The following is a 25,560-nucleotide window of genomic DNA, read 5'->3' on the forward strand; positions in this document are numbered from 1 at the left end:
CTTGCTTCTTTGGTTCTTACAGCCGGATATACAATTCCAATTGTAAAGATACTTTTTCTTGCAACATTTTAGCAATTCGTAACCTTTTTATTATCTCTTATCATAATAGGAAAAATAGGGGAAACAGATTTTCCTATGTCGAACCCTTCTTCTTTCAACCGTTTTCTAAGATAGTTCGTATTTTCCCAAAGTTTGGTTCTTATTTGTGGTTCTTTTTTTATAATCTCTAAAGCTTTTAGTATGGATGCTGTGACTTGTGGGGTAGGGGCTGCTGAAAACACATTGCTGTCCGCATAAAATTTCAAGTATTGTATTATCTTCTTCGAAGCTGCTGCAAATCCCCCTACGCAACCAAATGACTTGCTGAATGTGCCAGTAATAATATCAATTTGACCTAAACAGTTATAGTATTCAGCTGTTCCTCTGCCATTGGCTCCCATTACTCCTATTCCATGTGCATCATCTAACATCAGCATGGTTTCATAAGTCTTGCAAAGAGTAATAATTTCCGGAAGTAAAGACAAATCCCCATCCTGGGAATATACACCATCTATTATTACAAGTTTAGTTTGATATTGCCCTTTGACTTCTTTTAGTACCTTCTCCAAATATTCTAGGTCGTTATGCCCAATTCGTTTTATACCTAAAATCCGCAGGTAGTTAATTAGGATGTTTAAAGATTCTGATTATCCGTTTATGCACCTGTTATATTCGCAATTACTAGTCTGTCAAAGAGTTTGTCTCCAAAATACCGTCTGTTTAATTTGTAAATAAACTCGTTGAGATACAACTGTAAGTATTTCCTTTTGATTTTATGGTAGTTGCCCAGCAATGTCCGTTTTGCATTACTGATTGCGATATGCACCCATTTGAGTGTTTCCTTGGTGGTTTTGGCGTCTGATTTCTCGGTGACGTGCAATTCCACCAGATCGGAGATGTCAACGTAAGAAGTGCTTTTGTCCGAAAATACGATGGCATCATCCTCCATGCAGTCCCTGACCACGCCGTTGATTCCTTCACTTTGATGGCTATCCAGTACCCTGGCCTTGAAATAACGCACATGCTTCTCCTTTTTGCCCGTTTCGATATCTTCCAACGGGGTGCTTTCGGCCATCACCGCAACGTTCTGCTTTCCCTCGGCTCCCCGGCCACGTGTACCCTTGCCTCGCTCGATTTCCTTACTGGCCACCGAAAAGTAACCCTCATCCAGTTCTATCATCCCTTCCAGTGTATACCTTGCATCCCGGTTGCCCATCGCCCTGCGGAGTTTGTGTACCATCGCCCATACCGGTTCGTAACGCTTCAATCCTAATTGCTTCTGGAGTTCGTTGGTGGAGAATCCCTTTTTTGTGCAACTCATCAGGAACATCGTTTTGTACCACACCAGAAACGGCAGCTTGGAGCTCTCCATGATCGTACCGCTGCGCAACGAGGTGCGGAAACGGCAACCTTTGCATTCATAACTCCATTTACCCTGTAACCAATAATGGGAAGTGCCCCCGCATCGCTTGCAGACAACCCCTTCCTTATCACGCTGCTCCTTGAAATGCAAACGACAATCTTCCTCCGAACCGAAATGAGCCGTAAAACTGAATATGTTCATAATCCCTGCTTTTTGAGCGCTAATATACTAAAAATATTAGGTGTGTTTGCGGAGAATCAGATAGATTTTTCAAAACACTCAAGTCCATACTCGCATTATGAAAAATTAATAAATTAGATGAAAGATATTTAGAAAGTTCGTCTTCCCATAATTCTTGAAAATTAAGGGAAAATTCTACATCTTCATATGAAATTCCGTGTATTGAAGTATGAGTTTTTAAAAACTTTTCTGATTTTGGTGGATTTATATAGTGTTTTGTCGAATAAACTATTGTGTCATTTTTCACGAAGCATAATCCGATTGCACAAGCACTTAATCTACTGTTATTTGCTGTCTCAAAGTCAATAGCAATAAAATCAAATTTATTTTCAAAGTACTCAGGGAATGTATGAGGATTTTTAAATTGATTGAATTTCAATTTTTGCAAAATCGCTTGTTCGTATTGAGGTTTTACTTTATAACCAACTTGTTTTGCTTTTTTTAGCCAAGGTTCAAGAATATAGTTTGGTGTATTTTCGATAAAATTATAGAATAGAAATTCATTGTTTGTTTCAGGATTTATTCCCGAAACTTCCATTTCAATTTGATTTTTTGGTTTAGGTTTAAAAAAGTTAAACATAGTTCATTTTGTATAATTCAGACGAGTTTTGGTGTAATATGGCATATAACGTTTGGCAAATTGGCGATGGAGCCGACTTTTAGCACAAATGTTGAATAGAATTACTAATCTTCAACATTGCACAAAAGTTCAATAGAAGTACTTCACCGGCTCTATTGCCAATTTGTTTGTTATGTGCCGTTTTATTCCATTTTATACATTTAACAATTGCTGAAACGTAAAGTCGGGTTTAAACATTTCAATTTCGTTTTGAGTTGATTCTTCTTGTGCTTCTTTGCCATAGATAAACATTTGCTGTTCATAATTTTTAACAGCCTCTTCAATGCTATTAAATTTTCCATCGGCTAGATTATCAGACAATATCAAGGCATCCACCAACCCACTATTTACTCCCTGCCCTGCAAAAGGCGGCATCAAATGTGCGGCATCCCCAATCATTGTTATGGGTAATGGGCGCTTGCTTTTCCAAGGCTTTTCTAAAGGAAATATCCGTGTAGCCAATCCTACAAATGACAACGTCGTATGAATCAATTCTTTGTAGCGTTCGTCCCAATCGGAAAATTCTTTCAGAAGAAAATCAACGACACTATTTCTGTTTTGAAAATCTACCTGCGTTTGGTTTTTCCATTCATCAGGTGTTTTAAAACTTATTCCAAAATGCAATGCACCATTATTATTGGGGTTAGCAAATAATAAATTACCTTGGTGAGATGCCATTAGCCGGTTTCCATTGCATAGCTGAAAAAATCCAGGACAGTTTATCTCTGGTTGATGAATATCGGCTTGTATATTGAAAGTACCTGTTTCTTCAACTTCCGTGTCGGTAACAAATTTTCTTACCTTGGACATCCCGCCATTGGCAAGAATAACCAAATCTGCTGTTTCACTCGGTTTATTCTCAAAAGTTAGTGTCCACTTCTTCTTACCAGGTTCAAGCATAACAAGTTTTCTATCCCAAATAACCGTGTCGTTTTCTAAACTATTCAACAAGATAGCCCTTAAGTCATTTCTGTTTATTTCAGGATTGTCAAATCGATTTTCGGGCTTTACATTTTTTGTGGATAAAATATTGCCTTTTTCATCAGCAATATTTACACCCATTGGTAAGGCTAAGTCATAATAAGTTTGTAACAATCCCGCTTTTTTCATTGCTTCCTGACCTGAACCTTTGTGTAGGTCAAGGGTTCCACCAAAAATTCTTGCCTCTCGGTCGTTGTCTCTTTCGTAAACTGAAACGTCTATGCCGTTTTGCTGTAATAATTTTGCCATAGTCAGTCCAACGGGTCCACCACCAATTATTGCAACGTTCTTATCACTAAGTAAATTCATTTGTTTGTCTGTATCTATTCGCATTGTCATTCAAAAATGGCACATAACGGGAAACGCATTGGCGAAGTGGCGGATAAATTGGACAAAAAGTTCAATTTAGCGAGAACGTAGCCGATGTGTTTCCACAGAGCTAACTTACAAATAAAAAGCGAATGTGGAACACATTCGGCGGAATAAAATGCAGAAACTTTCAATTTAGCACTTAACCTGCCATTTTGCCAATGCGATGTTATGTGAAGGAATTTTTAGTATCTTTGTATTCAAATAATTCACATTTTATGTATTTCAGCAAGCCTTGGTAATTAAAAATTAAAGTAAATTTTGAACAGAAAACTAAATCCTTAGAGAAAAATATTAATGCTTCACTTGTATATAAAGGTGATTCACTTAATGGGTCGTTCGGATTTAATGGAAAGGATGGTACTTTTGATTCTACAGTTTACAAAAGACAAGATATATTTATACGTGTAAAAACATTGGGTGGTATTCAAGATGAAACAGGTGTAGTGAATACTACAATGGCACTTAAAGACATAAATATAAACTTGCAATCTTGGAGAAAATCATTAAATGATTCAAAAAATCATACAGTGATTGATTTAATAGAAGAAGGATTATATCCAATGTCGGATTTTGTACTGGAAAGAAACTTTCAAAGACGTTTTGATGATACTTCTAAGGAAATTCTTCTTCCTGTTACAAGACTTTATACTCCGTCTATTACGATTGCAAGAGTATTGACAAAGACATCTGCTTCGGGAGAAAGTTTATATGATGTAGCTGCTGTGTTAACAACAAGACAGGGTGACCAAATAGTATTGAGTAAAAGTAATGCTACGGATGCGGAATTAAGGCAAAATGAAGATGATAATGTTTTTATCCTCAAATCCGCAACTAAGCCCTTGAACGTCCTTATTGCGTTTACACGTCCTCTCATTACTGAATTTGCAGATAATTTGAACTTGAAGCACCCACTTCTGCCTACAATATCCCCTTACCCCACAATGTGACTTGAGGCAATACACAATATCATTCCCATAAGTTGTAGGCATTATCCAAAATCAGTCTGGAAAACATCTGCGTAAGCATTATTACAGGTATAGATGTTCAGCACATACCGCCTTGATGTCCTGATCCACTTGGCTGGTACAGAGATAAACCTGAAGACAAACGCTTTTATGCGACTTGTTGCATTGAGCCCGAACTTCTTTACGTCAAGTCTTTGAATAATGGCCTTGTAAAAGTTACGGATAAGTGCTGTAAGAAGAAGGAACACTGTGTTCTCTGCCATGAAGGATTTGGGCAATCTGTCCCACCCGAAACCATTGTTCATATCATCGAAGATACGTTCCTTTCCTCCACGAAGGTTATAGAACTCGACAATTTCTCTTACGGAAGAATCATAGTCGTTAGTCAGGATACAACGGTATGTGTATTCTCCTTCCCAAAAATCCTGCACACCATCCATCCGTTTCTGTCTTTGAATCACAAGTCGATATGCCTTACCTTTCCACTTCTCAACAAGGATAGAGTTCAATTCAAACTCAATGCCATTGATTTCCTCAGTTTTCCAGCCTTTGAGAGCAAAGGTGTCATTGTAGATCGAACTGCAGCGGTTAGCACGGATATAGAAGGACTTGCAGTGTTTTTCTATTTCCTCCACGATTTCCTCGGAACATGATCCACAATCAGCTCTGAAGCGATTGATAGTGAGCCCATTCTGTTCAAATCTCGCAAAGAACCTCTTCAGCGTGTCCTTCTGATGGAAACGAACATTTGTGTTACCATCGCTATTCTCTATACCGACTATCAAATCGCCAATAACCGCCACGCCAGGGCGATAACCAAGGAACTTCTTGTATGTAGGCTTTGCATCATACTTCTCTGTCTCTATGAACTGATGGTCGAAATCAACATCATACATCTCACCCTCTTTCAGTTGGCCAGATGCAAATATACAATTGAGCAATAAAGTATTGAGAGTGTCAGCCGTATTGAAATCGTAGGTCTTGCCCATATCTGATGTGTATGAAATGTTTTCTTGCGTCAACTCCTTTATCGCCCTGAGGATAGTATCAGAGCTACAAGTGCGAAGTGTCGGATGAAGCGAGAGGTGGTTCATCAAATGAGTAGTGACATCCTCAATACATGAACCGCTACAGAAGTAGATACTCATGAGAGAACGGATGATTTCGCTGTACTGATAACCGAACGATCTACACCTTAGACCGAGGGTTGAGTCGATTACAGATGATAATGTGGAGTCAAATTGCTCCATGATTGAAAATAATCCCCCAAAAGGAGTGAGTCTCTCAGATTTAATTTGTATCTTCGCCATGTCTATCGTCGGATTCTCTTGTTTTTTTTGCAACACTAAGATAAGTGAAAATTCTGACATGGCAAAATCCTGAGCAACTTTTTGTTGCTCAGGTACTTAAAAAGTTTAATTTATAATAGTGTTGCGGAATTAAGGTTTATCAAAAAAGCCCAAATTATATCGGCAGAAATATCAAGGTATTTCAGCTCTGATATTCAGATAAGTTATAATACTAGAAAGCGTATTAATCCTCAAATGCGTTCTCCGCTATGTATGGTTTTGGAGAACTTCAATGAAAAAGGTTTCTGTAAGTACTATCATGAGGCAACTAATATGGAATATTTATACGACCCAACTACCAAACTCTGTTTTTCATTTTTTGCAGATGAAAGAGATGAGAGTTTGCTGGAAGTATATGGTCTTAGTTCATGGGCTTCTAATTTAGTAGAAAAACAGATTTCAATAGCAACATTAGCAAATCTATACACAATTATAGGATTGTAATTTTGAAGTCTGGTATTTATATTAATATAATCTATTTTAATACATGGTACATTATTTTAAACAATCTTGCTTATTAATGCTTTGGGCATTATTTTTAGTAAACATAAGTTTTACAAGTTGTGATGATAAAAATCCAGAGGTACAAATAGGAGAACTTACTCCCCAAAAACTATATCAAACCTCATGGCGTGGTACAGGTCGTTGTGATGCTTGGGTAGTTCCCAATATGGGAGTAGGTATGCAATTTATAGATACTCAATCGGGGAAAGTAAATTGGGAAAGTTACGATGAAATTGATATTACTTACAAAATAGAAGGAAAATATATCATATTTAATAGCAATGCTTTATATTTAGGTGGTGCTCCTTGGGTTATTAAAAGCTATACCCAAAAACATATAACTCTTATACAAAATGAAGCAAGTCCAGATAAAGAGAAAGTAGCTATAATAGAATTAGATAGGATAGATTGATTTCGATTGTATTGTTAAAAGGTATGTATTTGGATGCTCTCTTTTCATATTATAAGTATTTGTTATTATACTGGTATCATTTTTATGAAATGGACATAGGGAAAAGAAGATTCTCGTGTTGCTCTTTCTGGGTTTCGGGGAGTGAAGGATATTAATCACATATTCATATTATTTATATATAATATGGCATTTTGTCCTTCTTCTTTTTCCCTATAGTTTTATGGTATCAATTCTTTGTGTCCGGCTTCCAGCAGCTTTTTGTATTTGGTATCAAAAAGGAGTTCTTCAGGGTGTACCAGGGACGATAATTCGGTATCATTTCATCATGCTATATACGCCCATCAGTGCCAGAACTCCAAAAGAATAGGTATCACAAATTCTTTAAAGTAATATTGGAAAATAAAAGAGAGTATTTTGTACTCTCTTTTATTTTATTAGGGCTGTAATAAATTGATGGCTTTTTGAAGATTAGCTTCTAGCTCTTTTTTAGCGTTTGACATAGCATCCTCATAGTTTTTTTCTGATTGTCTTATAATTTCTATTATAACAGAATTATAATTGGCTTTTTGCGCTTCATCTTCTTCTGTATTAGAAATCAGATAAAACTTTTCACTAAATATTAAATCTATAAAAACATAGTTAGAATAAAAATTCAGCACTTGAAATAAAAGTTTTAGGCTGCCCCCTTTTCCTAGTTCAAGATTTGAAATCGCATTTTGTTTACAGTTCAGCTGTTCTGCTAATTGAGCTTGGGAATATCCTATATGCTCTCGGATTTGCTTTAACCTTGTGCCTAAAATTGGTAATGTAATGTTATACATATTGTTCTATTACTGTTTCTACTTCGTCGTATATTCTCTTAAAGTTTTTTTGCAGTAATTTCTCTCTATTATCTGCTGTCCCAAAGTTATATACTTTTGGCAGTTCTTTGTAGGCTTCTTCTTCTTTCTTAATTTTTTTTAAATCTAAATTGGTTTTGCAATGGTACATCGCTGTTGGAAAATTATCTTCTTGTCCAAAATCTAATGCAACTTGCCCTACTAATGTACCAGCTTGTAATGAAGATATTTTGGATGCCGGGATAACAAAATCCATTTGTTCATTCATATTAATTGTTGTTTCGTTTCTTCTGATAGTAACACCTTCTTTTACTTGCTTAACTTTTCCAAATAGTTTTTGTAGCCAATCTAAAGTTTCAGGAGCTTTAGCTTGCCCGGATAAAGTGTTACCTATAATAGAAGTTATAGTTTTTGCGGTAGCTTTGCCGTATTGTTCTTCTAATTGCGGTAGTTCCTGTAATCCCAAACAAATTGAAACCTTATTGCTACGTGCAGTAGAAAGTAGTGTTGCAAGTTGATAAAAATATAATGTGGGACATTCATCTACTATGATTGAAGTAGGGTAGTTACCTTTTGTATTGACAAGTCTAGTTAATCGGTTAATGATAAGTGCATTTAAAGCACTATTCATGCTTTGTGTTTTAGGGTTATTTGCAATGATAAGATAACTAGGGTCTTTTTTATCTGATACTTTTAAATTGAAATCATTGCCACTAAATACCCAAAAAGATTCTTTAGTAGCCAGTCTTGATAACTGTACTTTTAGACTTGCCATCTGTCCTTCTAATTGGTCCACTGCTCCTGATTTATATGCAGCTTCAAATGGGGAAACTAGTGATTTTAATTCAGGTTCGGAAAAGAGGACTTTAAAAAGTACGTCATATTCTTGATTAAGGAAAGCCAGTACATGCGGTAAATCTGAATATTTGCCATTCTCGTATCTAGACCAAAAATAAATAGAAGCTGCTAACAAGTTTACTGCTGATGTTTTAAAAAAATCGCTATTACCTCCACTTCCTTTGTCGCCTTTTTGTAAACTCTCATATAATGCTTCTGCCGTTTCTGTTGCATCTGCTAGGATTTCTATATATTCTCGTTTCAATGGGTTTATTCTTCTACTATATTCAATATCAGAAAAATTAATGACATTGAACTTGAAATTACTTGGTATTTTTCCTAATTGCTTGTTCTTTTGATAATTATAATATGCAATTTTGGCAAGTTCAGGAAATTTGAAGTCGTAAACAACTTCTGCAAATCCTTTAGCTGAATGTTGTCTTATAAAAGAATTTATAACAGAAAAAGATTTACCACTTCCAGGCGTTCCTATTACGAAAGTTCCACGAAAACAGTTACATATATTCAGCCACCCATTATGCCACTTTCTATTGTAGAAAAACTTCATCGGAATATTGACAGAGAATTCTGTTTCTACCTTGTCTTTAGATTGTTCAAAGCTTTCATTCTCTATATTAAATCTATCTTTCATAAAGTTTGATTTAATACGTTTGGAAATGTTATCTAGAGCTGAATTTATTAATGTCGCTCCAATTATTGATAGTATAATGTAAGCTATATTATACCATTCTAAACTAGTTTCTCCTTTTTCTTTAAAGAAAAGAAAGCATATACTTCCAAAGAACATTATGAATCCAAAGATTAAAGGAAAAATGATTTGTTTAGTCGGGTCTAATTCTAAATCCTTTTTTGAACGTGTTCCAATGCAAGTAACCATTATAATAAAGAATGTAAATAGTTTACTATAAAGAATATTAGAATAGATAGGAATTTTTGCCATTTTTGATAATAAGGGCATAATTTGTTCACTAAAGGGAAAATGAACAAATAGTAGAATCTCTATGCAAACAGTTATATAAATGAATGCTTGCATGAATCCATATAGTTTTTGTAATTCTTTGCTTTCTTCCATGATTTAATCGGGTATTTTAACTTTTTCAGGTTCCTCACATTGAAAAGCCTTGAAATCTTCTATAGCTAATTTCAAGTCTTCTAAAAAATTGCTATTGCAACCTTTTTCTACTGCTATCTGGTAATATGCTTCCATTGCTTGGACGGAACAAATATCTGTTCCGCATATTACAAAAGCTGGAATGTCTTCTAATAGGCACTTGTGTAATAATCTTTTTTGGTCTTTCATTTTATTAATTCAAATGAAAATACCACTCTTTTATGCAGTGAGAGTGGTATTGGTTTTTATTTTTTGGTATCATAATAATGTTCTCTTATCGTCCATGCCGGGCAGAACCCGGAAAAGTACGGTATCAAATACCTTCCCGGTTTCTCTCCAGTGCAGGCAGAAAAGGTATCAATTCTACTGGTAATTTTCCTGTCCGAATATATGTTGAACCATTGCATAATTTTCACCACTGTTAGACTTATGCAGCTTATCATCAATAAAAATTTTTACTTCGACTGTCTTAGGTAGCTGTAAATTTTCAAGGTTTTCTTCATCTTTAGGTATAGGGTAGGCAGATAGCCATAAATATGTTCCTTGTTTGGCTTCTTGCTCAAATGTGAATGGACTTTCTACAATAGTTTCTTTGGCAGCTTCTTCGGGAGCTTCGGAAGAAATATCTACTCCTACTGTATAATGTATTAGAAGTTTGAAATTTTCTGGGTCGCTTACGGTAGCTTCATAACGTACTTTTCCTGTATCTCCTGTAGGTGGAGTATCAGGGTCGTTGTTATCGTCTTTATTGCATCCAGACAACATAAGGCTTAAACCAATCATTACTAATGATAAATACTTTTTCATATTGTTTCTTTTAAATAGTTGATAATTCAATGTGTATCGTTCCATTTGCAGCATTATATGCTACTTCCTCAATATTGGTGAACCGTCTTATTGATTCTTTCCATTCTTCTGTTTGTGGATTGTGGTAATATTCTTCTTCTAATAGACTTATCAAATTATTTATTTGTTTGTCAGATAGATAAATCTTTTCTCCAACCCTTGGAACTACAGGTAATTGGATTGGTATAGAAATATTGTTCACACCATCTATAGGAATATGGATGTTTATTTCTATCATAGCCATTTCATGTTTAGTATATTTTTGGACGGCTTAAATTTAACAACTTCCTTTTCTGGAACTTCTACAGGTTCTCCAGTTGCCGGATTTCTAGCTATCCGAGCTGGCTGAATAATCTTTTTGAAAGTACCAAAATCTTTTATAGAAACATCTTTTTCTCTTAGATTTTGAGATAATTCTTTGAAAAAACTATCAATTATTTCTGCTACTTCTTTTGTTGGTTTATTTGCCTTTTCAGCAACCATTTTGATTAAATCAGTCTTATTCATTTGCATATCAATAATATTTAATTACTTAAATCACTTAAACAAATTTCAGGAATAATTTGGGTATAGTCTTCTGTATCTGGTCTATAATGTATTGATTCAACTATATTGACCTCACAGATAACATCATATACCCATGCTTTAAAATTCCCTTCTAAATCATCTTCACCATCATTGAATTTATTAAAATCACTTTTAGCTTCATCTGTTAGATATTCTAATAAATTTTGATAGGTAAATTCATTCTGAAACATTATAATGTGAGGTGAAATTTCTTCGCCTATCCTTGGAAGATGCGGAAAATTCCAATCACCCTTTACCTTCATTCCTCTCTCTTTAAAAAAATGGCTATAAATTATAAATTCTATTTTCATATTAGTTTTATTTTAAAATCATCGTTCAGTACAAGCTTTCTTTCCATCGGTTGCCCGTTTTTATCATGAAATCCAGTTAACACAGGTGTTTCTTTTTTCTCGCAAAGTTCTATTGCTTCTTCGGGAGTTATAGAACGTCCTGACATTTCACGCCAAATGACAAAATCACATTTTATGGCTTCATTTCTATAGTTGGAACAATTATAGGCTTTTTTGTTTATATATAAGTTTCCTCCACACTTAGGACACTTACACAATGTATTGTCAAAAGAAATATCTAAGTTCTCTGTTAGAACCAGCCGTGAAGAAAAATCATTTCCTTCTCTTGATTTAAATCCAGTCATAAACGGTGTTTTTTTTCCTCTGGCAAGTATTTCTGCTGCTTCCAATGGTATTTCTCTTTGTGCAATAGTTTTGGGTATATAGAGGTTACAAACTCTGTTGTTGTCCTTGTCCTTTTGTGAATACCCTTTACAAGCATATCCATTTAGTAAAATTTCAATTTCTCTACCACACACAGGACACGGAGTTTCTAATACTTCATTTACGAAAGAAGGAATAACGATTCCATTTTCGATAGTCAGATATGCAGAAAAAGGAACTCCTTTTTTATTATGGAAGTCATGAAATATATCTGTTTTCCCTGTTGTTATTAATTGCCTGGCTATTTCTTCTGTAATCTCTTTTCCCCAATATGAATGATAAATATTAAATGTACATTTGTCATTCATGTTTTTGAAGTAATTACAGGAATATCCTAAACTGCCTTTCATTATGTGTCCTTTCTGGCAAATAGGGCATAAGCCTAAATCTTTGATTGTATCATTATCCATTTAATATCCTCCTTTACTAATCCATTTAATACCGTTTAAAATATTATCTACTTTTTGTTTCCCACTATTTACATATTTAAATTGTCCGGGTACAAGTGTTTTTAGTACTCCAGCCCTTTTAGCGGATTTCATTTGTCGGCATACAGCGTATGCAAGTCCTCGCATTCGTCTAAGTTCATTGACCACATGAATACATAAATCTATCCTTTGCTTATTATCCATAAGATTTTTTTCACCGCCTTGCAATGCTATATTGTTTATGTATATCATTAAATCTACACTTCGACTGATAAGCTCATACTCTGTTTTTGCAATTATGGTTAATAATTTAGGGTCTCCAACTGCATATTTAGCTGCTTCGGATTGGTATTTAGCTATGTCTCTAGCTAAGGTTGAAGCATAAATAATATCTTTTCCATTTTTCACAACTGCATTAACTGTAGAAAGATAGTTGTATGTCTTCTCCTGTAAGGATTGAATTTGATTCATTTTTTGTTGGATTAAAATTTGAAAGTTGCGGATTTTTGTTTCCTCACTTTGTATGTCTTTCAATACACCTTGTTGCTCCTGATGGGAATAAACCAATGTTCCAATCATTACCGGGTCAATGACAATAGATTGTGCTAGTCCTTTTATGTTGCCTAACAGTAACATTAGGGAAAAAAATAAAAGCACTCTTTTCATATCATTATCTGTTTGTAAATTCATATATTCCTTTTTTCTTTTTTTGTTCTTCTACTCTATTTCTGATGGTTTGAATTATATCACTATTAGCTTTAAGACCATTCATCAGTAGTTCTGGTGTTGATTTATCGCCAGAATAAATGTAGATATTGGTGTTGTTTATTAAAGACTGGATAAAACTTTGCTTTTCTTCATAATCATATACACGATATAATTCTATGTAGTTAATCCTTTTTGAAAGCACTCCTTGATATATTTTTATTTGCTCTCTAGTTATAATCCATTTTGTACAAAGTAACATTGAAATATATCTGTAGAAAATTATAAATATCAACAATACTAATATCGTTCCACTGATAAATTTTAATAATTCATGTTCTCTTATATATTTACTAAAAATGAATACGAAAATCGCTAATGTGATTAAAAGGAAATTCTTCATTAACCAATATCGGAATTTAGGCTTTAATATAATATCATCAGAAGCTATGTTTGTTCCATCATTCATAACTTAATACTTTTTTTTTGTTCATGTTGTTTCATTAGAATTTCATTGAAATCTTTTGCTTTTTCTGCTTTATGAGAAATCATAGGAGCTATTATTTTGCTTTTTTCCCTAAAACTTTCTAGTGAAACGTCATTTTTGTTAATAGTGAATTCTCTACCCTTAGTTTTAAACAGCACATCATCTTTATTTTCTTTTATTGTCATTTCTGTATTACTAATGATTCCAGACACTTTAATGTCATACAAATTACCGTTTAAATCATTATCAAAACAGGTATGTACTTTAGCTTGTGGGTATCGCAATAAAGTGTTTTTTATTTGATTAACTGAAATGTACCCTCCTACACTACAAAAAACACTTTCTTCTAATTTGATTTTGTTAGCATTGAGCTGATAGAAGCTCATAGCATCTAAAGCGGATTCTGCAAAGTATATATGTTTTGCCATTTGGGGGTGTGGGCAAAAATCAGCAATCCAAAGCGAGTTACTTTTATCACCTCCGGCAGCCATTCCTTTGAATCCATAGTTTCTTAATTCGTAATTTGTTACTTTGTTGTCTTTATCTTTTGGATTAATATAGGGAAAACCTATATTATAATAATTGCCGTTTCCTTGTAAGTCTTTAACCCTTGTGATAAATGGTAGAAACTTTTCTACGACTTGATGATTTATATTTCTTTCATTTGTGAGAAATCTTAAATCAGCGAGTGTAGTAGGAAATTCTTTATATCTATCTCTGTCAAAAGATTTGTTTTCTGCTTTTACAACTTTGAATGCTTCATATTTAGGACTATAAGGCTCATTTGCGTAATGTCCTAAAATCATATTGATTCGCACAAATGTATTTTGATGTTGGAATTGTGGGAAGTCGTTAATATGATTTTTGATGAACTGAATTAAATCTCCACCTTTATAATTCCTATCATAGTAGTGTTCTTGTACACTATGAGGATTCTTGATGATGATTTCATCCAACTTGTTACCTGCTCCGTCTGTCAGTTTAAAAACAGGCGAAACCTTTCCTTTGCTAATGTCTTGTTTATATCCTAAATCTTCAAGTATTTGAATGATGGATATTTTAGCCTTATAATCGTCAAATGTTAGCATAATATTATAGTTTCATTGTTGGAGTATCATTATTTTTTCCGTAGGTTCTACCATATCCGAGAATAGATGCTTCTTGCTTCGCTGTTGCTTTAATAGAACTATCTATTTTATCCATTTGGGTAGATATTTGTTCTCCGACAGTTTGTTTAGTAGCTTCCCTAGAGCTGGAATATGTTTTTTCTACTTCCTTGTAAGAAGCATAATCTTTAGAAAGTTTATGTTTCTCTAAAAAGGCAGCCATTTCGGTGGGTTTATCTTTAAAAATTTCATCAATCCCTTTAGCTCCTTTTTGGGCTACAAACTCTAATCTTTCTTTATCAGATATATATCTTTCTTTCCCTATTGTTTGTTCTTTCTTTTCAGTCGCTTTAATTTCTATAGTATTTGCATCTTTGATTGATAATCCATTTCTGGCATTCAAATCTAGTTTTACTTTTGCAGCTTTGTTTAGTTCCTCGTTTACAATGGTAATTTCTTTTCCATTTTTGAGATTTTCTTGCTGCATAGGAGTAAGCTCTATTCCTCCAAGTTTTTGGGGAATATGAATGTCTTTTGCTTTTATTGATACTATCTCATTAGTATCTTTGTCACGTTGGTGCAATGTTCTTTCTCCTTTTGAATTAGTCTTTACTACGACATTATCAGCTTTTAGGGCTTTTATTTCATCCTTAGTAAAGGATAAATCATTTTTTATTTCTTGTCGTTTAGGAATGAGCAAGATAGCAATCCCAGCGATTGGGTAAACTACTGTAATAGCTGCGATTGCTAGTTTTCTAGCATTGATACCATCAATTTTGATGCGTTTACCTTCTTCTTTGAAATCAATTTCGTTGGTTTTTAATTTAGATTTATTTTCAGGTGTATTCTCGGCTGTTATATATTTAAGAGTTGTTGCTTTCCCCTCAAAATGGAGTTTTCCATTTTCTGTTTTATAAGACACTTTTTCATTGTCTAGAAGTGTTCTATTACCGGGAGTATCTTCAATGGAAAAATTTAGCATACCTGTTTTTTTCCCATTTTTGATGTTTGCAATATCTTCGGGGCTTAAATTTTCCGGTTTAACTCCTACTTCATTAAACTTGTTCCAGTCTATATCAACATATGAACCTTTACCATCTAGGGTTTGGTTTTGTTCATAAGCATATCGATAAAGGTCTTCTCCTTTATATGCAATTTTATTTTCAAGGTCAATGACTGTAAATCCGTCTTTATATCCTTCATTCTTGTTAGTACCTTGTTTTATATCATCCCATTTTATAATTGCAACATTGTGGTTTTCTCGTAAATATTGGCTATATTCTTGGAAATTATTGCTAGCTTGTTCTTTATCAAAGAAACTGATTATTCTTTCTTTAGATTGCTCTAATAAAGATTCTCTATTATCTCCTAAATTGCCAAGTTTAAGTGTATTCAGTGGATAAGTATATGTTTCATTACCTTTGGAAAAGGTAATATCACCATTCCGATATTCTTCTGAATATCCAAGAATTGCTGCTATTGCTCGGAATTGTCCGGCATTTTCATAACTATATTGCAAAGCTTCAAATTTTTTCTTTTCTTCCATTTTATAATTTGAATTTATGTTCTACTTTAGATTGCGATTCATTTCCAAGTGTTGTTTTTTGTCCTTTCATGTATTCTATATATTCATTTCTGTTTTTATCAGTATGAATAGTTCCTATAATTTGTGGGTTATGCCGGTCATAAGCTATTTTCTGTTTCTGCTCGAAGTCTAGGAATTTTATTCCTCTTGGATTATTTAAATCTAATCTTATGGCAATTTTTTCTTTGTCAACATTCAAAATTAATTCCTTACCTGATTTTAGAGTTTCCTTTTGTTGCTTATCCAGCTCAACACCTTTTATGTTTGAAGGTATTGAAATACTTTTGATTTTTGTTTTAAGCAATTCGTTTGTTTCAGGGTCTAATTGTACGAGATATTTTTCATTGTTAATAGTTTTTGTTATTATCTCGTTATCTTGAAGTCGTTCTAACTCCTTTGGTTTAAGGTTTATATCATTCATTATTTCTGGTCTGACTGGATGAACTTTAACGCCAGCATTGTTGCTATCTTTCCAGTACAAACTTATTTTTCCTTTCATACTTATTTCTTCTCCATTATTATCGTGAAAAGAAAGGTCTAGTAAACTGGTTCTCTTTCCAGATAATAGAGCTGTGATATTTGCCTTATCCAAAGACCATATCTGTTTTTTTGATATTCCTATTAGTTCTAATTCTTTATATGGAATATCATTTTCATTAAAAATAGCTTGCTTTTTATCCATGTAATGTATATTTTTGCTCAAAAGTAATAAAAATATCAATATGAAGAATAAATTTATCATGTTTTTTACTTATTCATTGTTTTTTTCAGTGAATGGCTACTGTCAGTTTAATACGGTATTACAGAAAAAGGATATTCCTAAAGCGGAACCTGTATTAGCAACGACAGAAAATAAATTGATAGAAGAAAAAGAAAAGGCTGTTGTCGTCAATGATGCTTTGACTACAGAACGACTTGCATACTGGAAGCAAAGAAGGTATTTATCTTTGCCCATTGATTCAATGGTGATAACTTCCCATTATGGTAAAAGAAAAGACCCATTTACTGGAAAAATAGCAAATCATAGAGGGATAGACCTTAAAGGCAACAACGACTATGTTTATTCGATAATGCCGGGAATGGTTGTAAAAACAGGAAAAAATAAAGGGTTGGGCAATTATGTAGAAGTGCGTCATGGTGATTTTACTTCTATCTATGGGCATTTATACAGTGTGCTTGTAAATGCGAAACAAGCTGTTGAAGCTGGGCAACCAATAGGCATTAGTGGAAGTACCGGGCGCAGCACAGGAGAACACTTACATTTTCAAATGGAATACAAAGATAAAACTATAGACCCTAAGCCAATTCTTGATTATATTAATGAGGTAATCAGAACCGTTAAAGGACAAATTTCACAGCAAATAGATAATGAGTTAAGACGCAAATAAATAGAAAAAGAGGATTGGAAAAGCCAGTCCTCTCTTTTTGGAAGAATCAGAAGAAACCTTTTTTTAATCCTTTTTCTTGTCTTTGAACTTTTTCTAGTGAAGATTGAAGTTGTGACAGAGCTTCTTTCATTCCTTTTTTTACTTCAGGATTCGTTACGGATTCAATAAGCTCTTTTCCTCTTTGAATGTTAGTGTTAAGTATTTCTTTATTCTTCATCTGTTTTGAACGACTTTCATCTATAAAAATAGATGGCATACTTTTGCAACTCCATTCACCATTTACTAGATTGAAATCTTTAATTCTTTCTTTCGCTAAGTAGGTGTGGATAGAAATCTTATCTACAGCCTTATCACTGTATAATTGATTTGCAGATTTCATTAGTCCATTTACGGCTTTGTTATGTGAATCAATATCGGCTAATCGTCCTTGTCCTTTACTTAGTACTTCTTCTTGATACCTGTTGTAAAGTCCTAGTTGGGTAAACTCCTTGGGGGCTGCAATAATATATGCTTCAACTCTAAATCCTGCATCTTTAAATTTTTGTGCTGTCTTTAAAGGTACATCTGGATTTCTCATAGTTCCTTCTATAATAATATTGCATTTCCGTTTAATGGCTTCTTCTATTAGTCTTTCTGTAAAAACGCTAGAAAAAATCTGGGTTTCAATGGGGTATTTAATAGGGTCTTTTATTAGTTCCTTATTGGGGTGAAACTGTCTGTAAAGGTCACCATTAACAGTGAGAAAATCTAAGTTAGGATGGTCTTTCTTTGCAACATTTATAAGAGTGCTTTTTCCGCAAGCTGGTTGTCCACCTAAGATTATAGCAATAGGCTTTTGTGATGATATATTGATGTCCTCAAATAAGCCATCTTTTTTTTGTTCAAAGATGGCTTCTACTTCATAGCGTTGCATAATATGCTTTCAATTTAGGTGCGTAATAGTTTTGTATCTTATCCATGACTGATAAGCGCACATTTTCAGAAACTTCAAACTGCAACAATCCATTTGCTATTTTTTCTTCTGTGTTGAGAACAGAAAGTTCTTTTTGCAGTATTTTTTTTCTGTTTTCATCCTTCTCTTCTGATATTTCATCTATCTTCATCATGCGGAGTGTCCCGATAATGTCGAGCGCAACATCCAAGCTCATTTCTTTATTCATGGTTCATTATAGTTTTATGATTTATACTTCAATAGATTCTGTGAATTTTAATAATGGAATAACTTTCACTGTATGAAATGAAAGTTGGTTAAAAAGCTTATGGGTCTTTAGCATTTCAATCGCTGCATCAGCCGTAACAACACCTTGTTCATAAAGCCGGATTGTTGCATATAACTGGTCATTGGCAACGGGTCCCATTATTAAATCATAGCTGTTTTTTCCTTTTCCTCTGCGGTTATTAACTACAAACTCCAGCCACTCTTTTGTAGCCCCATCAAATCGAAGGACTGAAAACTCTCTATCAAGAATATTATCGGGGACTTCATAAACTGAAACGACCGCTTTTTTACCATGTTCCCGATTTCTTTTGAGTATTGCCCACTTCTTAGCCTGTTCAAAATTAGTTGTCGTATAGAATCCTTTTCCAAAGTCAGTAGCTTTACGCCCTTTCTGTATATTAGGGGATTTGACGGTAACTGTTGAGCCGTGATATAGTTTCATGCCTTTTTATTGATATAAGTTATTATAGTATCTAATATATACTCTGTATCTTGTGTGTGCAGCATTTCAAAATTTTCATATAGAAATTCAAAAACGCCATGATTGGAAAACAGCAAAAGAGTTTCTTTAGCACTTATATTTTTAGTTTCCCTGTAATTTTCAGCACAAAACATTTGAAAAAGCAATATCTTTGGATTGTCCTTTTGTACTTTCTTCTGTTCTGTTTTCTCTTTTTCTAATGCTTCATAAAGTGATAATGTACTTGAATACCATAGTTTTGTGTTCTCGTCCAATAATGCCTTGTACAAATTGGAAGAATATATATAGTATAACGCATCTTCTAAAGGTAGCGTTTTTCTTTTCATGACTGTATCAACCAATTCTCTCATAACAAATGGGAGCATAGCCGAACCAAGTTCATTTTGATATGTTTGATTAGTTTCCATAACTATTTATTTTCTAATTTTATATAGCTATCTTGCTGATGTCTTTAGCAAAGATAGAGAAAAAACAATCATCATAGACCTATTGTATTGATTAGTTTGTAAATAGGTTCTTTGTATTTCTTTAGATTTTTAATTTGTATAACATACTTATTGATTCCTAACTCATTAAAGATTTCTGCGTACATTTTTATTATGGATTTTCTGTAGTAGATGGTTAATCCTACTATTGCAATGCAAATAAAAATCAAATAGACTAGTTCACTATACGCATAGATTGCTAATACAAAAATTCCACCCATAGCCCATAAAAAGCTACTTAAAAGAAATCTTAAGATATTCATGATTTTGTTTGCTGTTCTTTATACTGGCAGCCAAACCAGCTTTAAAAGTTTATTTATCTCTTTATTTTCAATACTCAAAGATAGTAATTTTCTATAAATGTCGCAAATAATAGGACAATTATTTTTGTTAAAAATGGTTTTAGGTTTATAGACTGCCGAAGTTTTATTTTTCCCTAAAGTTTTTGGTATCATAATAATGTTCTCTTATCGTCCATGCCGGGCAGAACCCGGAAAAGTACGGTATCAAATACCTTCCCGGTTTCTCTCCAGTGCAGGCAGAAAAGGTATCAATTAGATGCAATCCTTTTGCTGATGGGCGATAGTTCCTGAATGGTGTCGGTATCGTTTCTTTTATGATGCAGCCGTTTTTCTGTATTCAGATATAGAGAGAAACGACACAAAGAACTTTAGGGAAAAGAAGATTCTTCGTGTTGCTCTTTCTGGAAGTGGAGTATATTAATCATATATTATATGTTTATAGGTTCATATATTATATATTCATATATTATTTATATATAGTGTTTTCTCTTTGTTCTTTTTCCCTAATGTTTTGTGTCCGGCTTCCGGCAGCTTTTTGTATTTGGTATCAAAAGGTCGTTCTGCAGGGTGTGCCAGGAATGATAATTCGGTATCATTTCATCATGCCATGTTTGCCCATCAGTGCCGGAACTCCGAAAAGTACGGTATCAATTTCTTTCCAGACTATAAAACAAAGACCGAGAGTTTTACCTCCCGGTCTTTGTTAATAGAAATCTCTCTTTTTAATATTCATCATTTGTGATAAATATTTCTACTCTCCTATTTTTAGCACGTCCAGCTTCACTTGTATTGTCTGCAATGGGTTCGCTATATCCTTTTCCATCTTCTGTTATGTTGTTTGTTTCTATACCAGCGGTTCTAAGGTAATTTCCTACTGCTGCTGCTCTATTTTTAGAAAGTATGATATTGTATTGTTTTTCTCCTATATTGTCAGTATGCCCAATTATTTTAATCTTAGTATTGGGTATTTCACTAATGATATTACATAAGTCAGAAAGCATTTTTTGAGCTTCTTCATTTAATTCATATGAATCAAATTTGAATAGGATTTCACTTTGAGCTGTTGCTTTAAACTGTTCTTTTCCATTTTTATCTTTATAGCTGGAGATTGATAAGCCATCAATAGCTTTTAGTTTATTTCTTCTAGCTTCTATCTTTTCTTGGATAGCTTTATCTCTTTCCTCTTTAACTAATTTTGCACTTCCACCAACTATTGAAGCGGTTGAATAGTTACTATTATTTTCTATCATGTCTTTTTCTTTGTCGCTTAGTTCAGCGTTACTGAAAGTTATCATATGCGTTGAAGTACATGCGGTAAAAAATGTAACAACGAAGGCTGCTAGTATAATTATTTTCTTTTTCATGATTATCTTATTGCTATAATAGGTCTGATTTTAAATGAATTTCTTTTGCTTGTACTGGTTGCTCTTCCTTTTGTTAATGAAGAAATTAGTGCAAACACTTTAGGAGTATCTTTTCCTGCTCCATCTTCTGTAGAACTCCAGTACCAACCATCAAAGTGCGTTCCTCCAATGATTGAGAAAGAAGAATATACCTTTTCAAGATTATTAGAGATTGCTTTGTTTTGTGCGATAGAGCCAATAAACCAACCTGTAACACCTTTTGGTGCGTATTCTATAGCTTTTTGAGCTGCTGGATAAGCTAAACTATCTTTTATAGCAAAGTTCATTATTGCGGCAGTATTAGCTGCTCCATCAAAGCTGTTTTCATCTTCCGAAACATTAGCTATATCCTCGTCTGTATCTATTAAAGGATTTTCTTCTAAATCTTCTAATGAAACGGCATAAGCGGTTTCTTTTATATCAGGATTATTCCCATCATTACACCAAAATACAACTCCAATGGCTTCTTTTTCATTGGGTGAAAAAAGTGAGGGATGCACTATACTTCCATCACTACATAAGATACTACCCGGCTGTAATGATGTGTCTATAATATCTTCGTGTTTTGTACATGATGATATTACCCCTATAATGGATAATAGAATTATATATATTTTTTTCATACTTAATTATTTATTGGAAATTTGACACCTACTAATAATCCATTTCGGAAATGGTCACGTGTCCAAAAGACAAAATCATTTTTTTGCATTACAAAGACTTGCATTCCATTTCTAAATGAATAGCTATATTCTAAACCTATATCAATGGAAGCCTGAAACCCTTTTCTGTTAGCTCCTAAATCTGCTCCAAACCGCCATCTTAAATTACTGTTTTTGCCTCGTGAGATTGTAGGTTTATATGCTGCACCTATGCCGAATGTTTTATAGCTCCAGAAACTATCAGAGCATACCTTATTACATACCGGGCATTTATCATATGCTGTAGCTAAATCAATATATAGTTCATAAGCATTGTGATATTTACCTTCAAACTCCAGCCCTACAACTGCATTGACGGTATTTTTCCATTGCCAACCTCCTGAAATATTAAAAAACTTATCACCATCACCAGCCATTGACTTTAGGGAAAAAAATAAGGTGATAACAAGAAATGCTATTCTTTTCATAATCGTAAAATTTTATTCAGTAAAAGCATCTGCATGAAGAATGTCTGCATAATCAATTCTTAATGTTATAGTACGTCCTGAAATCTGTTTTTCAGATATTTCTATGGTAAGAACTTTTTCGTCTGGGAAAGTAAATTTTTCAAAGACAAAAATATTTCGATAGTTCTTCTTGAAAACAAGATTCTTATTAACTTGCATCAATGGAAGTATTTCTATAGATTGAAAATTAGTAGCCTTTGTTTGTTTTTTATCTTCTATTTTGAAGCGTATTTGGTCTATATCATATCGTATTTTTGTTTTATTAATCATAGAAATATCAATAAAGAAATACTTATCTAATGTGTAGATATTGTTTAGTACAATTTTCATTAGGTTACTTTTACTGGAAACATCATAGAATTTATTTTTTGAAATAAACATTCTATGTGCGTAATCATACATTTGTGCTTTGGTTAAGTTCACTTCTGGATTCATATAGCTACGTAAATCAGCATAAGGGATATTAAAGCGAGTGTATGCTTTTGCTAAATCGCTACTATATACTAGCATATATTGTACGAAAAATCTTTCTGTAACAATGGTGATAACTCCACTAGCTCCTTCTTTTGTGGGCTTTATTCTAAGAGAGTTACCAGTAGGAATATCGCCAACAATATCATTGACTGATATATCAACATATTTTATATCTTCCATAGCTATAAAATGCGTTGAAACATCTTTGTTGACGTATATAACCTTTAGTTCTTCTGGGTTTTCACCTGCAAGCTCGATGTTTTCTCCAATAGGGGTGTTCTGTGCATTTCCTGTAATAACAGAAACCATTGTGCATAATGCAATAAAAATCTTTCTCATATTATTGTTCTTTATCTTTGTTGTTTACTAAAAAAACTTGTGTGTTATATTTTAATTTGGCTTTGTTTTTTTTGATGTTTTTGGAAAGAGCTTGGGTTGTACTACGGTAAGCATCTTGTAAAGCACCTAAAGCGAATTGTTCTACTCCTTCTGATTGGCTGTTCATTTGTATAGTTTGGCTTCCTATTTGCGCTCCAACATCTTTACTCAAATCTCTAAAAGCTGATGAAGGAACAAAGAAACCTTCTTGTCCGTCATTATCATATACAGATAAATCTACTTTCATTTGTCTGCCATCAACCATTATAGAGGAAATATTAATGTGTACTCTTTGAGCTTTAAAGCCAGATACATTCCCATATAGGTAAGTGCCTTTAGTTAAAAGAGCGTCATTAATCATTATATCATCTAGAAGCCGTATGCGTACTCGGCTACCATCTGTTACTTTTAAAGTTTCATCTAATATAGCTGTGATTAGTGAAGTTTTTTGTTCTTTCCCTACAGTATTAAAATATACTTCTGCGGGATTTTTCGCTTTTACAACTTCTATAGCCTTTTCTTTTGGCTTTTCATCTTGTTTTTTTTGAGGTGTTCTAGGACGTGGATTTTGTAATGAATCTATATAAGCCATTTGCATTTTAAAAAGCTCCATTTCTTCTTGCATCTTGGATTTTTCAGGAGCTTTCCTAGTTTCTGTTTGACTTGATTCATCTATAGTAGGAAATCCTTTTATTTGTTGTTCCAATTCCTTTTCTCGGATTCTAGAAGCTTGATTTAAACTGTCAATTTGCCTTATTTCATCATTGGAGTAAAGAGAACCAGAACTTTCAATTTCGCTAACTTCTTCTTCTTTATCTATGGTTTGTATTGATGAATAATCAGAAGATTTATTGAAAGCTCCTTTGAGTGATTCAAATTTACTTTTTATCTCTCTTTTTTCTAAATTAGCATCAGGAATATCAAGATTTAATTCTTCCGTTTCTACTAATGTAGTTTCTTCTGCTGGGGCAGAGTTTATCATATCCTTAACTAGCCATCCTATCCCTAGAATAAAAGGTAGGATGAGTATCGGAATGATGTACTTAGGCTTTTTAATATCAATCTGTTTCATACGCTATTTATTTAATTTATTGTATAAATTTTTTATTCGTATAGTGTCTTCTGGAGTTAATTTCCCATTTTTTCTTAGCTCATTAATTTCATTTTGCATTTTAATCACTTCTAACAAGTCGTGAACTCCTACTTGTTTTTTTTGTAGGGTACTATCAATGTTAATTTGTACTTTGCTTTTTTCTTCGTTGAAAACTTGCATTGGCTTTCTTTCTGGACGCATTACTAATGATAGAATTGTGACGAAAGAAAGGAATGAAATCGTAATTCCAAACATAGCTTTACGGTGTATATCAGCCCACGCCAATAAGCGTTCACAAGCGTTATTAACTCCGAACTTTTGAAATATTTTAGTAAGAAGAACAACTGTAGCTTGCTCGGCTTTAGTCTTGATACTTTCTTTTCTATCATTCTTTTTATGTTTAAACAGTTTCATTAGAAATTCTTTTTTACTTTATAATCTAGGTCTTTGTTTAGTATCGTTTTCCAATCTGTGATAATAAGTCCATGAGGATTATTTTCAGTACGTGGAATTTGTCTTAATTTCCCTGTAGTTACAAGTTGCCTTTTTAGAATAGAGGTTTCTCGCTCTATACGTTGGATGCCATAGTACTCAAAAGATAGGTTGTTCATGTCCACCTTGATACTATCTGTCATAATTGTTACTGTTGCAGAACTCGCTAATATGGTGTTGAAATATCCTTTTTCTTTTAAATTATTATATTGTTTTAATCCGCTATCATCAATTAGATACATGGCTTTTTCCATGTTGTATTTTATAAATTCATCGTCTGGTGGTAATGTGAAAAATAAAGTGTGGAATAGATTTATGTGGCTCTTACATTCGACTTCCAAGTTGACTTCTGTACCAGTTTGTTTTACTAGTACAGGGACATCATTATCCAAAACATATATTTTTTTTCTTTCAGCTTTTACTAAAGAGAAACAAAAGGCTAGTACCATACCTGAAATAACTATACTAGTTGCAAAACAGCCAATGGATAAAATTCCGGCTAATTTGATTTTATTTTCTAAGTTTTTAATAATCATGATTATGTGAATTTAAAATTTAATGAATCTT

At 33.4% G+C, this 25,560-nt stretch carries 31 protein-coding genes and 2 pseudogenes; 4 read left to right on the forward strand and 29 right to left on the reverse strand.

Annotated elements, in window-relative coordinates; genetic code table 11:
* The 4 genes and pseudogenes from EJF25_RS18880 to EJF25_RS18895 form a co-directional block, all read right to left on the reverse strand.
* Positions 1-656: pseudogene (locus tag EJF25_RS18880) on the reverse strand (aminotransferase class I/II-fold pyridoxal phosphate-dependent enzyme); the annotation flags it as partial.
* Between the two features lie 38 nt (positions 657-694).
* Positions 695-1,603: an IS1595-like element ISBbi1 family transposase gene (locus EJF25_RS18885; RefSeq protein WP_005807145.1), complete on the reverse strand. Its 909-nt coding sequence runs from the start codon at positions 1,601-1,603 to the stop codon at positions 695-697.
* Positions 1,604-1,622: 19 nt separating this feature from the next.
* Entirely contained in the window at positions 1,623-2,180 is a 558-nt protein-coding gene (locus EJF25_RS18890) for an exonuclease domain-containing protein (RefSeq protein ID WP_009135711.1), read from the reverse strand.
* Between the two features lie 234 nt (positions 2,181-2,414).
* Positions 2,415-3,581: a tetracycline-inactivating monooxygenase Tet(X2) gene (locus EJF25_RS18895; RefSeq protein ID WP_008651082.1), complete on the reverse strand. Its 1,167-nt coding sequence runs from the start codon at positions 3,579-3,581 to the stop codon at positions 2,415-2,417.
* Between the two features lie 593 nt (positions 3,582-4,174).
* Between EJF25_RS18895 and EJF25_RS26650 the strand changes: the two are divergent.
* Positions 4,175-4,384, forward strand: a pseudogene (locus tag EJF25_RS26650) (MAC/perforin domain-containing protein); the annotation flags it as partial.
* Between the two features lie 218 nt (positions 4,385-4,602).
* Here the strand turns inward: EJF25_RS26650 and EJF25_RS18905 are convergent.
* Positions 4,603-5,889: an IS1380-like element ISBf12 family transposase gene (locus EJF25_RS18905; RefSeq protein WP_009040242.1), complete on the reverse strand. Its 1,287-nt coding sequence runs from the start codon at positions 5,887-5,889 to the stop codon at positions 4,603-4,605.
* 84 nt (positions 5,890-5,973) lie between these two features.
* Between EJF25_RS18905 and EJF25_RS26655 the strand changes: the two genes are divergently transcribed.
* A complete protein-coding gene (locus tag EJF25_RS26655) occupies positions 5,974-6,372 on the forward strand; it encodes a hypothetical protein (protein ID WP_370685730.1) in 399 nt (132 codons plus the stop codon).
* Between the two features lie 43 nt (positions 6,373-6,415).
* Positions 6,416-6,844, forward strand: a complete 429-nt coding sequence (locus EJF25_RS18915; RefSeq protein WP_005780925.1) for a hypothetical protein — start codon at positions 6,416-6,418, stop codon at positions 6,842-6,844.
* Positions 6,845-7,278: 434 nt separating this feature from the next.
* On the opposite strand, the gene EJF25_RS18920 is transcribed toward EJF25_RS18915, so the two are convergent.
* From EJF25_RS18920 to EJF25_RS18980, 13 genes are all read right to left on the reverse strand, one after another.
* Positions 7,279-7,665, reverse strand: a complete 387-nt coding sequence (locus tag EJF25_RS18920; RefSeq protein WP_007559164.1) for a helix-turn-helix domain-containing protein — start codon at positions 7,663-7,665, stop codon at positions 7,279-7,281.
* Positions 7,658-9,613 (reverse strand): type IV secretory system conjugative DNA transfer family protein, encoded by a 1,956-nt coding sequence (locus EJF25_RS18925; RefSeq protein ID WP_004295345.1) that lies wholly within the window; start codon positions 9,611-9,613, stop codon positions 7,658-7,660. Before EJF25_RS18925 ends, EJF25_RS18920 begins: the two co-directional genes overlap by 8 nt.
* A gap of 3 nt (positions 9,614-9,616) precedes the next feature.
* Positions 9,617-9,841, reverse strand: a complete 225-nt coding sequence (locus tag EJF25_RS18930) for a hypothetical protein (protein WP_004295344.1) — start codon at positions 9,839-9,841, stop codon at positions 9,617-9,619.
* A gap of 174 nt (positions 9,842-10,015) precedes the next feature.
* Complete coding sequence (locus tag EJF25_RS18935; protein WP_007559162.1) at positions 10,016-10,459, reverse strand: hypothetical protein; 444 nt, start codon at positions 10,457-10,459, stop codon at positions 10,016-10,018.
* 10 nt (positions 10,460-10,469) lie between these two features.
* Complete coding sequence (locus tag EJF25_RS18940; RefSeq protein WP_004295341.1) at positions 10,470-10,742, reverse strand: hypothetical protein; 273 nt, start codon at positions 10,740-10,742, stop codon at positions 10,470-10,472.
* Positions 10,733-11,011 carry an HU family DNA-binding protein gene (locus EJF25_RS18945; RefSeq protein ID WP_004295340.1) on the reverse strand — a complete coding sequence of 93 codons (279 nt, stop codon included), beginning with the start codon at positions 11,009-11,011 and terminating at the stop codon, positions 10,733-10,735. Before EJF25_RS18945 ends, EJF25_RS18940 begins: the two co-directional genes overlap by 10 nt.
* Positions 11,012-11,022: 11 nt before the next feature.
* A complete protein-coding gene (locus tag EJF25_RS18950; RefSeq protein ID WP_004295339.1) occupies positions 11,023-11,376 on the reverse strand; it encodes a hypothetical protein in 354 nt (117 codons plus the stop codon).
* On the reverse strand, positions 11,373-12,209 hold the full coding sequence (locus tag EJF25_RS18955; protein WP_007559158.1) for a topoisomerase C-terminal repeat-containing protein: 837 nt from the start codon (positions 12,207-12,209) through the stop codon (positions 11,373-11,375). Before EJF25_RS18955 ends, EJF25_RS18950 begins: the two co-directional genes overlap by 4 nt.
* Positions 12,210-12,917, reverse strand: a complete 708-nt coding sequence (locus tag EJF25_RS18960) for a hypothetical protein (protein ID WP_007559156.1) — start codon at positions 12,915-12,917, stop codon at positions 12,210-12,212.
* The gene (locus EJF25_RS18965; protein WP_005647342.1) at positions 12,898-13,401 is read right to left on the reverse strand and encodes a PH domain-containing protein; all 504 of its coding nucleotides are present in this window, start codon (positions 13,399-13,401) and stop codon (positions 12,898-12,900) included. Before EJF25_RS18965 ends, EJF25_RS18960 begins: the two co-directional genes overlap by 20 nt.
* A complete protein-coding gene (locus EJF25_RS18970) occupies positions 13,398-14,507 on the reverse strand; it encodes a toprim domain-containing protein (protein WP_007559154.1) in 1,110 nt (369 codons plus the stop codon). The genes EJF25_RS18965 and EJF25_RS18970 overlap by 4 nt, the downstream gene beginning before the upstream one ends.
* A 4-nt stretch (positions 14,508-14,511) precedes the next feature.
* Positions 14,512-16,071 carry a DUF3945 domain-containing protein gene (locus EJF25_RS18975; protein ID WP_007559152.1) on the reverse strand — a complete coding sequence of 520 codons (1,560 nt, stop codon included), beginning with the start codon at positions 16,069-16,071 and terminating at the stop codon, positions 14,512-14,514.
* Between the two features lies 1 nt (position 16,072).
* A complete protein-coding gene (locus EJF25_RS18980; RefSeq protein ID WP_029425721.1) occupies positions 16,073-16,792 on the reverse strand; it encodes a DUF4099 domain-containing protein in 720 nt (239 codons plus the stop codon).
* Positions 16,793-16,832: 40 nt separating this feature from the next.
* Between EJF25_RS18980 and EJF25_RS18985 the strand changes: the two genes are divergently transcribed.
* Complete coding sequence (locus tag EJF25_RS18985; protein ID WP_007559149.1) at positions 16,833-17,498, forward strand: M23 family metallopeptidase; 666 nt, start codon at positions 16,833-16,835, stop codon at positions 17,496-17,498.
* A gap of 46 nt (positions 17,499-17,544) precedes the next feature.
* On the opposite strand, the gene EJF25_RS18990 is transcribed toward EJF25_RS18985, so the two are convergent.
* The 11 genes from EJF25_RS18990 to traK form a co-directional block, all read right to left on the reverse strand.
* A complete protein-coding gene (locus EJF25_RS18990; protein ID WP_007559145.1) occupies positions 17,545-18,411 on the reverse strand; it encodes a zeta toxin family protein in 867 nt (288 codons plus the stop codon).
* Positions 18,398-18,658, reverse strand: coding sequence for a hypothetical protein (locus EJF25_RS18995; RefSeq protein ID WP_005647331.1), 261 nt, complete (start codon positions 18,656-18,658; stop codon positions 18,398-18,400). The genes EJF25_RS18990 and EJF25_RS18995 overlap by 14 nt, the downstream gene beginning before the upstream one ends.
* A gap of 21 nt (positions 18,659-18,679) precedes the next feature.
* Complete coding sequence (locus EJF25_RS19000; protein ID WP_005647329.1) at positions 18,680-19,159, reverse strand: DUF3990 domain-containing protein; 480 nt, start codon at positions 19,157-19,159, stop codon at positions 18,680-18,682.
* Positions 19,156-19,605 carry a DUF3791 domain-containing protein gene (locus EJF25_RS19005; protein WP_004295329.1) on the reverse strand — a complete coding sequence of 150 codons (450 nt, stop codon included), beginning with the start codon at positions 19,603-19,605 and terminating at the stop codon, positions 19,156-19,158. The genes EJF25_RS19000 and EJF25_RS19005 overlap by 4 nt, the downstream gene beginning before the upstream one ends.
* A gap of 1,102 nt (positions 19,606-20,707) precedes the next feature.
* Entirely contained in the window at positions 20,708-21,349 is a 642-nt protein-coding gene (locus EJF25_RS19020; RefSeq protein WP_007559135.1) for an OmpA family protein, read from the reverse strand.
* A gap of 2 nt (positions 21,350-21,351) precedes the next feature.
* Positions 21,352-22,011 carry a hypothetical protein gene (locus EJF25_RS19025; RefSeq protein WP_007559134.1) on the reverse strand — a complete coding sequence of 220 codons (660 nt, stop codon included), beginning with the start codon at positions 22,009-22,011 and terminating at the stop codon, positions 21,352-21,354.
* 2 nt (positions 22,012-22,013) lie between these two features.
* Positions 22,014-22,517: a hypothetical protein gene (locus EJF25_RS19030; protein ID WP_007559132.1), complete on the reverse strand. Its 504-nt coding sequence runs from the start codon at positions 22,515-22,517 to the stop codon at positions 22,014-22,016.
* 12 nt (positions 22,518-22,529) lie between these two features.
* Positions 22,530-23,369 carry a conjugative transposon protein TraN gene (gene traN / locus EJF25_RS19035; protein ID WP_004295380.1) on the reverse strand — a complete coding sequence of 280 codons (840 nt, stop codon included), beginning with the start codon at positions 23,367-23,369 and terminating at the stop codon, positions 22,530-22,532.
* Between the two features lies 1 nt (position 23,370).
* Positions 23,371-24,480, reverse strand: a complete 1,110-nt coding sequence (gene traM, locus EJF25_RS19040; RefSeq protein WP_007559128.1) for a conjugative transposon protein TraM — start codon at positions 24,478-24,480, stop codon at positions 23,371-23,373.
* Between the two features lie 3 nt (positions 24,481-24,483).
* Complete coding sequence (locus EJF25_RS19045) at positions 24,484-24,915, reverse strand: hypothetical protein (RefSeq protein WP_007559125.1); 432 nt, start codon at positions 24,913-24,915, stop codon at positions 24,484-24,486.
* Positions 24,915-25,529: a conjugative transposon protein TraK gene (traK, locus tag EJF25_RS19050; protein ID WP_005647312.1), complete on the reverse strand. Its 615-nt coding sequence runs from the start codon at positions 25,527-25,529 to the stop codon at positions 24,915-24,917. Before traK ends, EJF25_RS19045 begins: the two co-directional genes overlap by 1 nt.
* Positions 25,530-25,560: the final 31 nt, after the last annotated feature.

This window comes from Bacteroides faecalis (genome assembly GCF_003865075.1).
In the GTDB taxonomy this organism is placed as follows: domain Bacteria; phylum Bacteroidota; class Bacteroidia; order Bacteroidales; family Bacteroidaceae; genus Bacteroides; species Bacteroides faecalis.

Coding starts and splice junctions, on each gene's coding strand:
- EJF25_RS18885 (WP_005807145.1), bottom strand. CDS start 1,603: ATGAACATATTCAGTTTTACGGCTCATTTCGGTTCGGAGGAAGATTGT.
- EJF25_RS18890 (WP_009135711.1), bottom strand. CDS start 2,180: ATGGAAGTTTCGGGAATAAATCCTGAAACAAACAATGAATTTCTATTC.
- EJF25_RS18895 (WP_008651082.1), bottom strand. CDS start 3,581: ATGACAATGCGAATAGATACAGACAAACAAATGAATTTACTTAGTGAT.
- EJF25_RS18905 (WP_009040242.1), bottom strand. CDS start 5,889: ATGGCGAAGATACAAATTAAATCTGAGAGACTCACTCCTTTTGGGGGA.
- EJF25_RS18915 (WP_005780925.1), top strand. CDS start 6,416: ATGGTACATTATTTTAAACAATCTTGCTTATTAATGCTTTGGGCATTA.
- EJF25_RS18920 (WP_007559164.1), bottom strand. CDS start 7,665: ATGTATAACATTACATTACCAATTTTAGGCACAAGGTTAAAGCAAATC.
- EJF25_RS18925 (WP_004295345.1), bottom strand. CDS start 9,613: ATGGAAGAAAGCAAAGAATTACAAAAACTATATGGATTCATGCAAGCA.
- EJF25_RS18930 (WP_004295344.1), bottom strand. CDS start 9,841: ATGAAAGACCAAAAAAGATTATTACACAAGTGCCTATTAGAAGACATT.
- EJF25_RS18935 (WP_007559162.1), bottom strand. CDS start 10,459: ATGAAAAAGTATTTATCATTAGTAATGATTGGTTTAAGCCTTATGTTG.
- EJF25_RS18940 (WP_004295341.1), bottom strand. CDS start 10,742: ATGGCTATGATAGAAATAAACATCCATATTCCTATAGATGGTGTGAAC.
- EJF25_RS18945 (WP_004295340.1), bottom strand. CDS start 11,011: ATGCAAATGAATAAGACTGATTTAATCAAAATGGTTGCTGAAAAGGCA.
- EJF25_RS18950 (WP_004295339.1), bottom strand. CDS start 11,376: ATGAAAATAGAATTTATAATTTATAGCCATTTTTTTAAAGAGAGAGGA.
- EJF25_RS18955 (WP_007559158.1), bottom strand. CDS start 12,209: ATGGATAATGATACAATCAAAGATTTAGGCTTATGCCCTATTTGCCAG.
- EJF25_RS18960 (WP_007559156.1), bottom strand. CDS start 12,917: ATGAATTTACAAACAGATAATGATATGAAAAGAGTGCTTTTATTTTTT.
- EJF25_RS18965 (WP_005647342.1), bottom strand. CDS start 13,401: ATGAATGATGGAACAAACATAGCTTCTGATGATATTATATTAAAGCCT.
- EJF25_RS18970 (WP_007559154.1), bottom strand. CDS start 14,507: ATGCTAACATTTGACGATTATAAGGCTAAAATATCCATCATTCAAATA.
- EJF25_RS18975 (WP_007559152.1), bottom strand. CDS start 16,071: ATGGAAGAAAAGAAAAAATTTGAAGCTTTGCAATATAGTTATGAAAAT.
- EJF25_RS18980 (WP_029425721.1), bottom strand. CDS start 16,792: ATGGATAAAAAGCAAGCTATTTTTAATGAAAATGATATTCCATATAAA.
- EJF25_RS18985 (WP_007559149.1), top strand. CDS start 16,833: ATGAAGAATAAATTTATCATGTTTTTTACTTATTCATTGTTTTTTTCA.
- EJF25_RS18990 (WP_007559145.1), bottom strand. CDS start 18,411: ATGCAACGCTATGAAGTAGAAGCCATCTTTGAACAAAAAAAAGATGGC.
- EJF25_RS18995 (WP_005647331.1), bottom strand. CDS start 18,658: ATGAATAAAGAAATGAGCTTGGATGTTGCGCTCGACATTATCGGGACA.
- EJF25_RS19000 (WP_005647329.1), bottom strand. CDS start 19,159: ATGAAACTATATCACGGCTCAACAGTTACCGTCAAATCCCCTAATATA.
- EJF25_RS19005 (WP_004295329.1), bottom strand. CDS start 19,605: ATGGAAACTAATCAAACATATCAAAATGAACTTGGTTCGGCTATGCTC.
- EJF25_RS19020 (WP_007559135.1), bottom strand. CDS start 21,349: ATGAAAAAGAAAATAATTATACTAGCAGCCTTCGTTGTTACATTTTTT.
- EJF25_RS19025 (WP_007559134.1), bottom strand. CDS start 22,011: ATGAAAAAAATATATATAATTCTATTATCCATTATAGGGGTAATATCA.
- EJF25_RS19030 (WP_007559132.1), bottom strand. CDS start 22,517: ATGAAAAGAATAGCATTTCTTGTTATCACCTTATTTTTTTCCCTAAAG.
- traN (WP_004295380.1), bottom strand. CDS start 23,369: ATGAGAAAGATTTTTATTGCATTATGCACAATGGTTTCTGTTATTACA.
- traM (WP_007559128.1), bottom strand. CDS start 24,480: ATGAAACAGATTGATATTAAAAAGCCTAAGTACATCATTCCGATACTC.
- EJF25_RS19045 (WP_007559125.1), bottom strand. CDS start 24,915: ATGAAACTGTTTAAACATAAAAAGAATGATAGAAAAGAAAGTATCAAG.
- traK (WP_005647312.1), bottom strand. CDS start 25,529: ATGATTATTAAAAACTTAGAAAATAAAATCAAATTAGCCGGAATTTTA.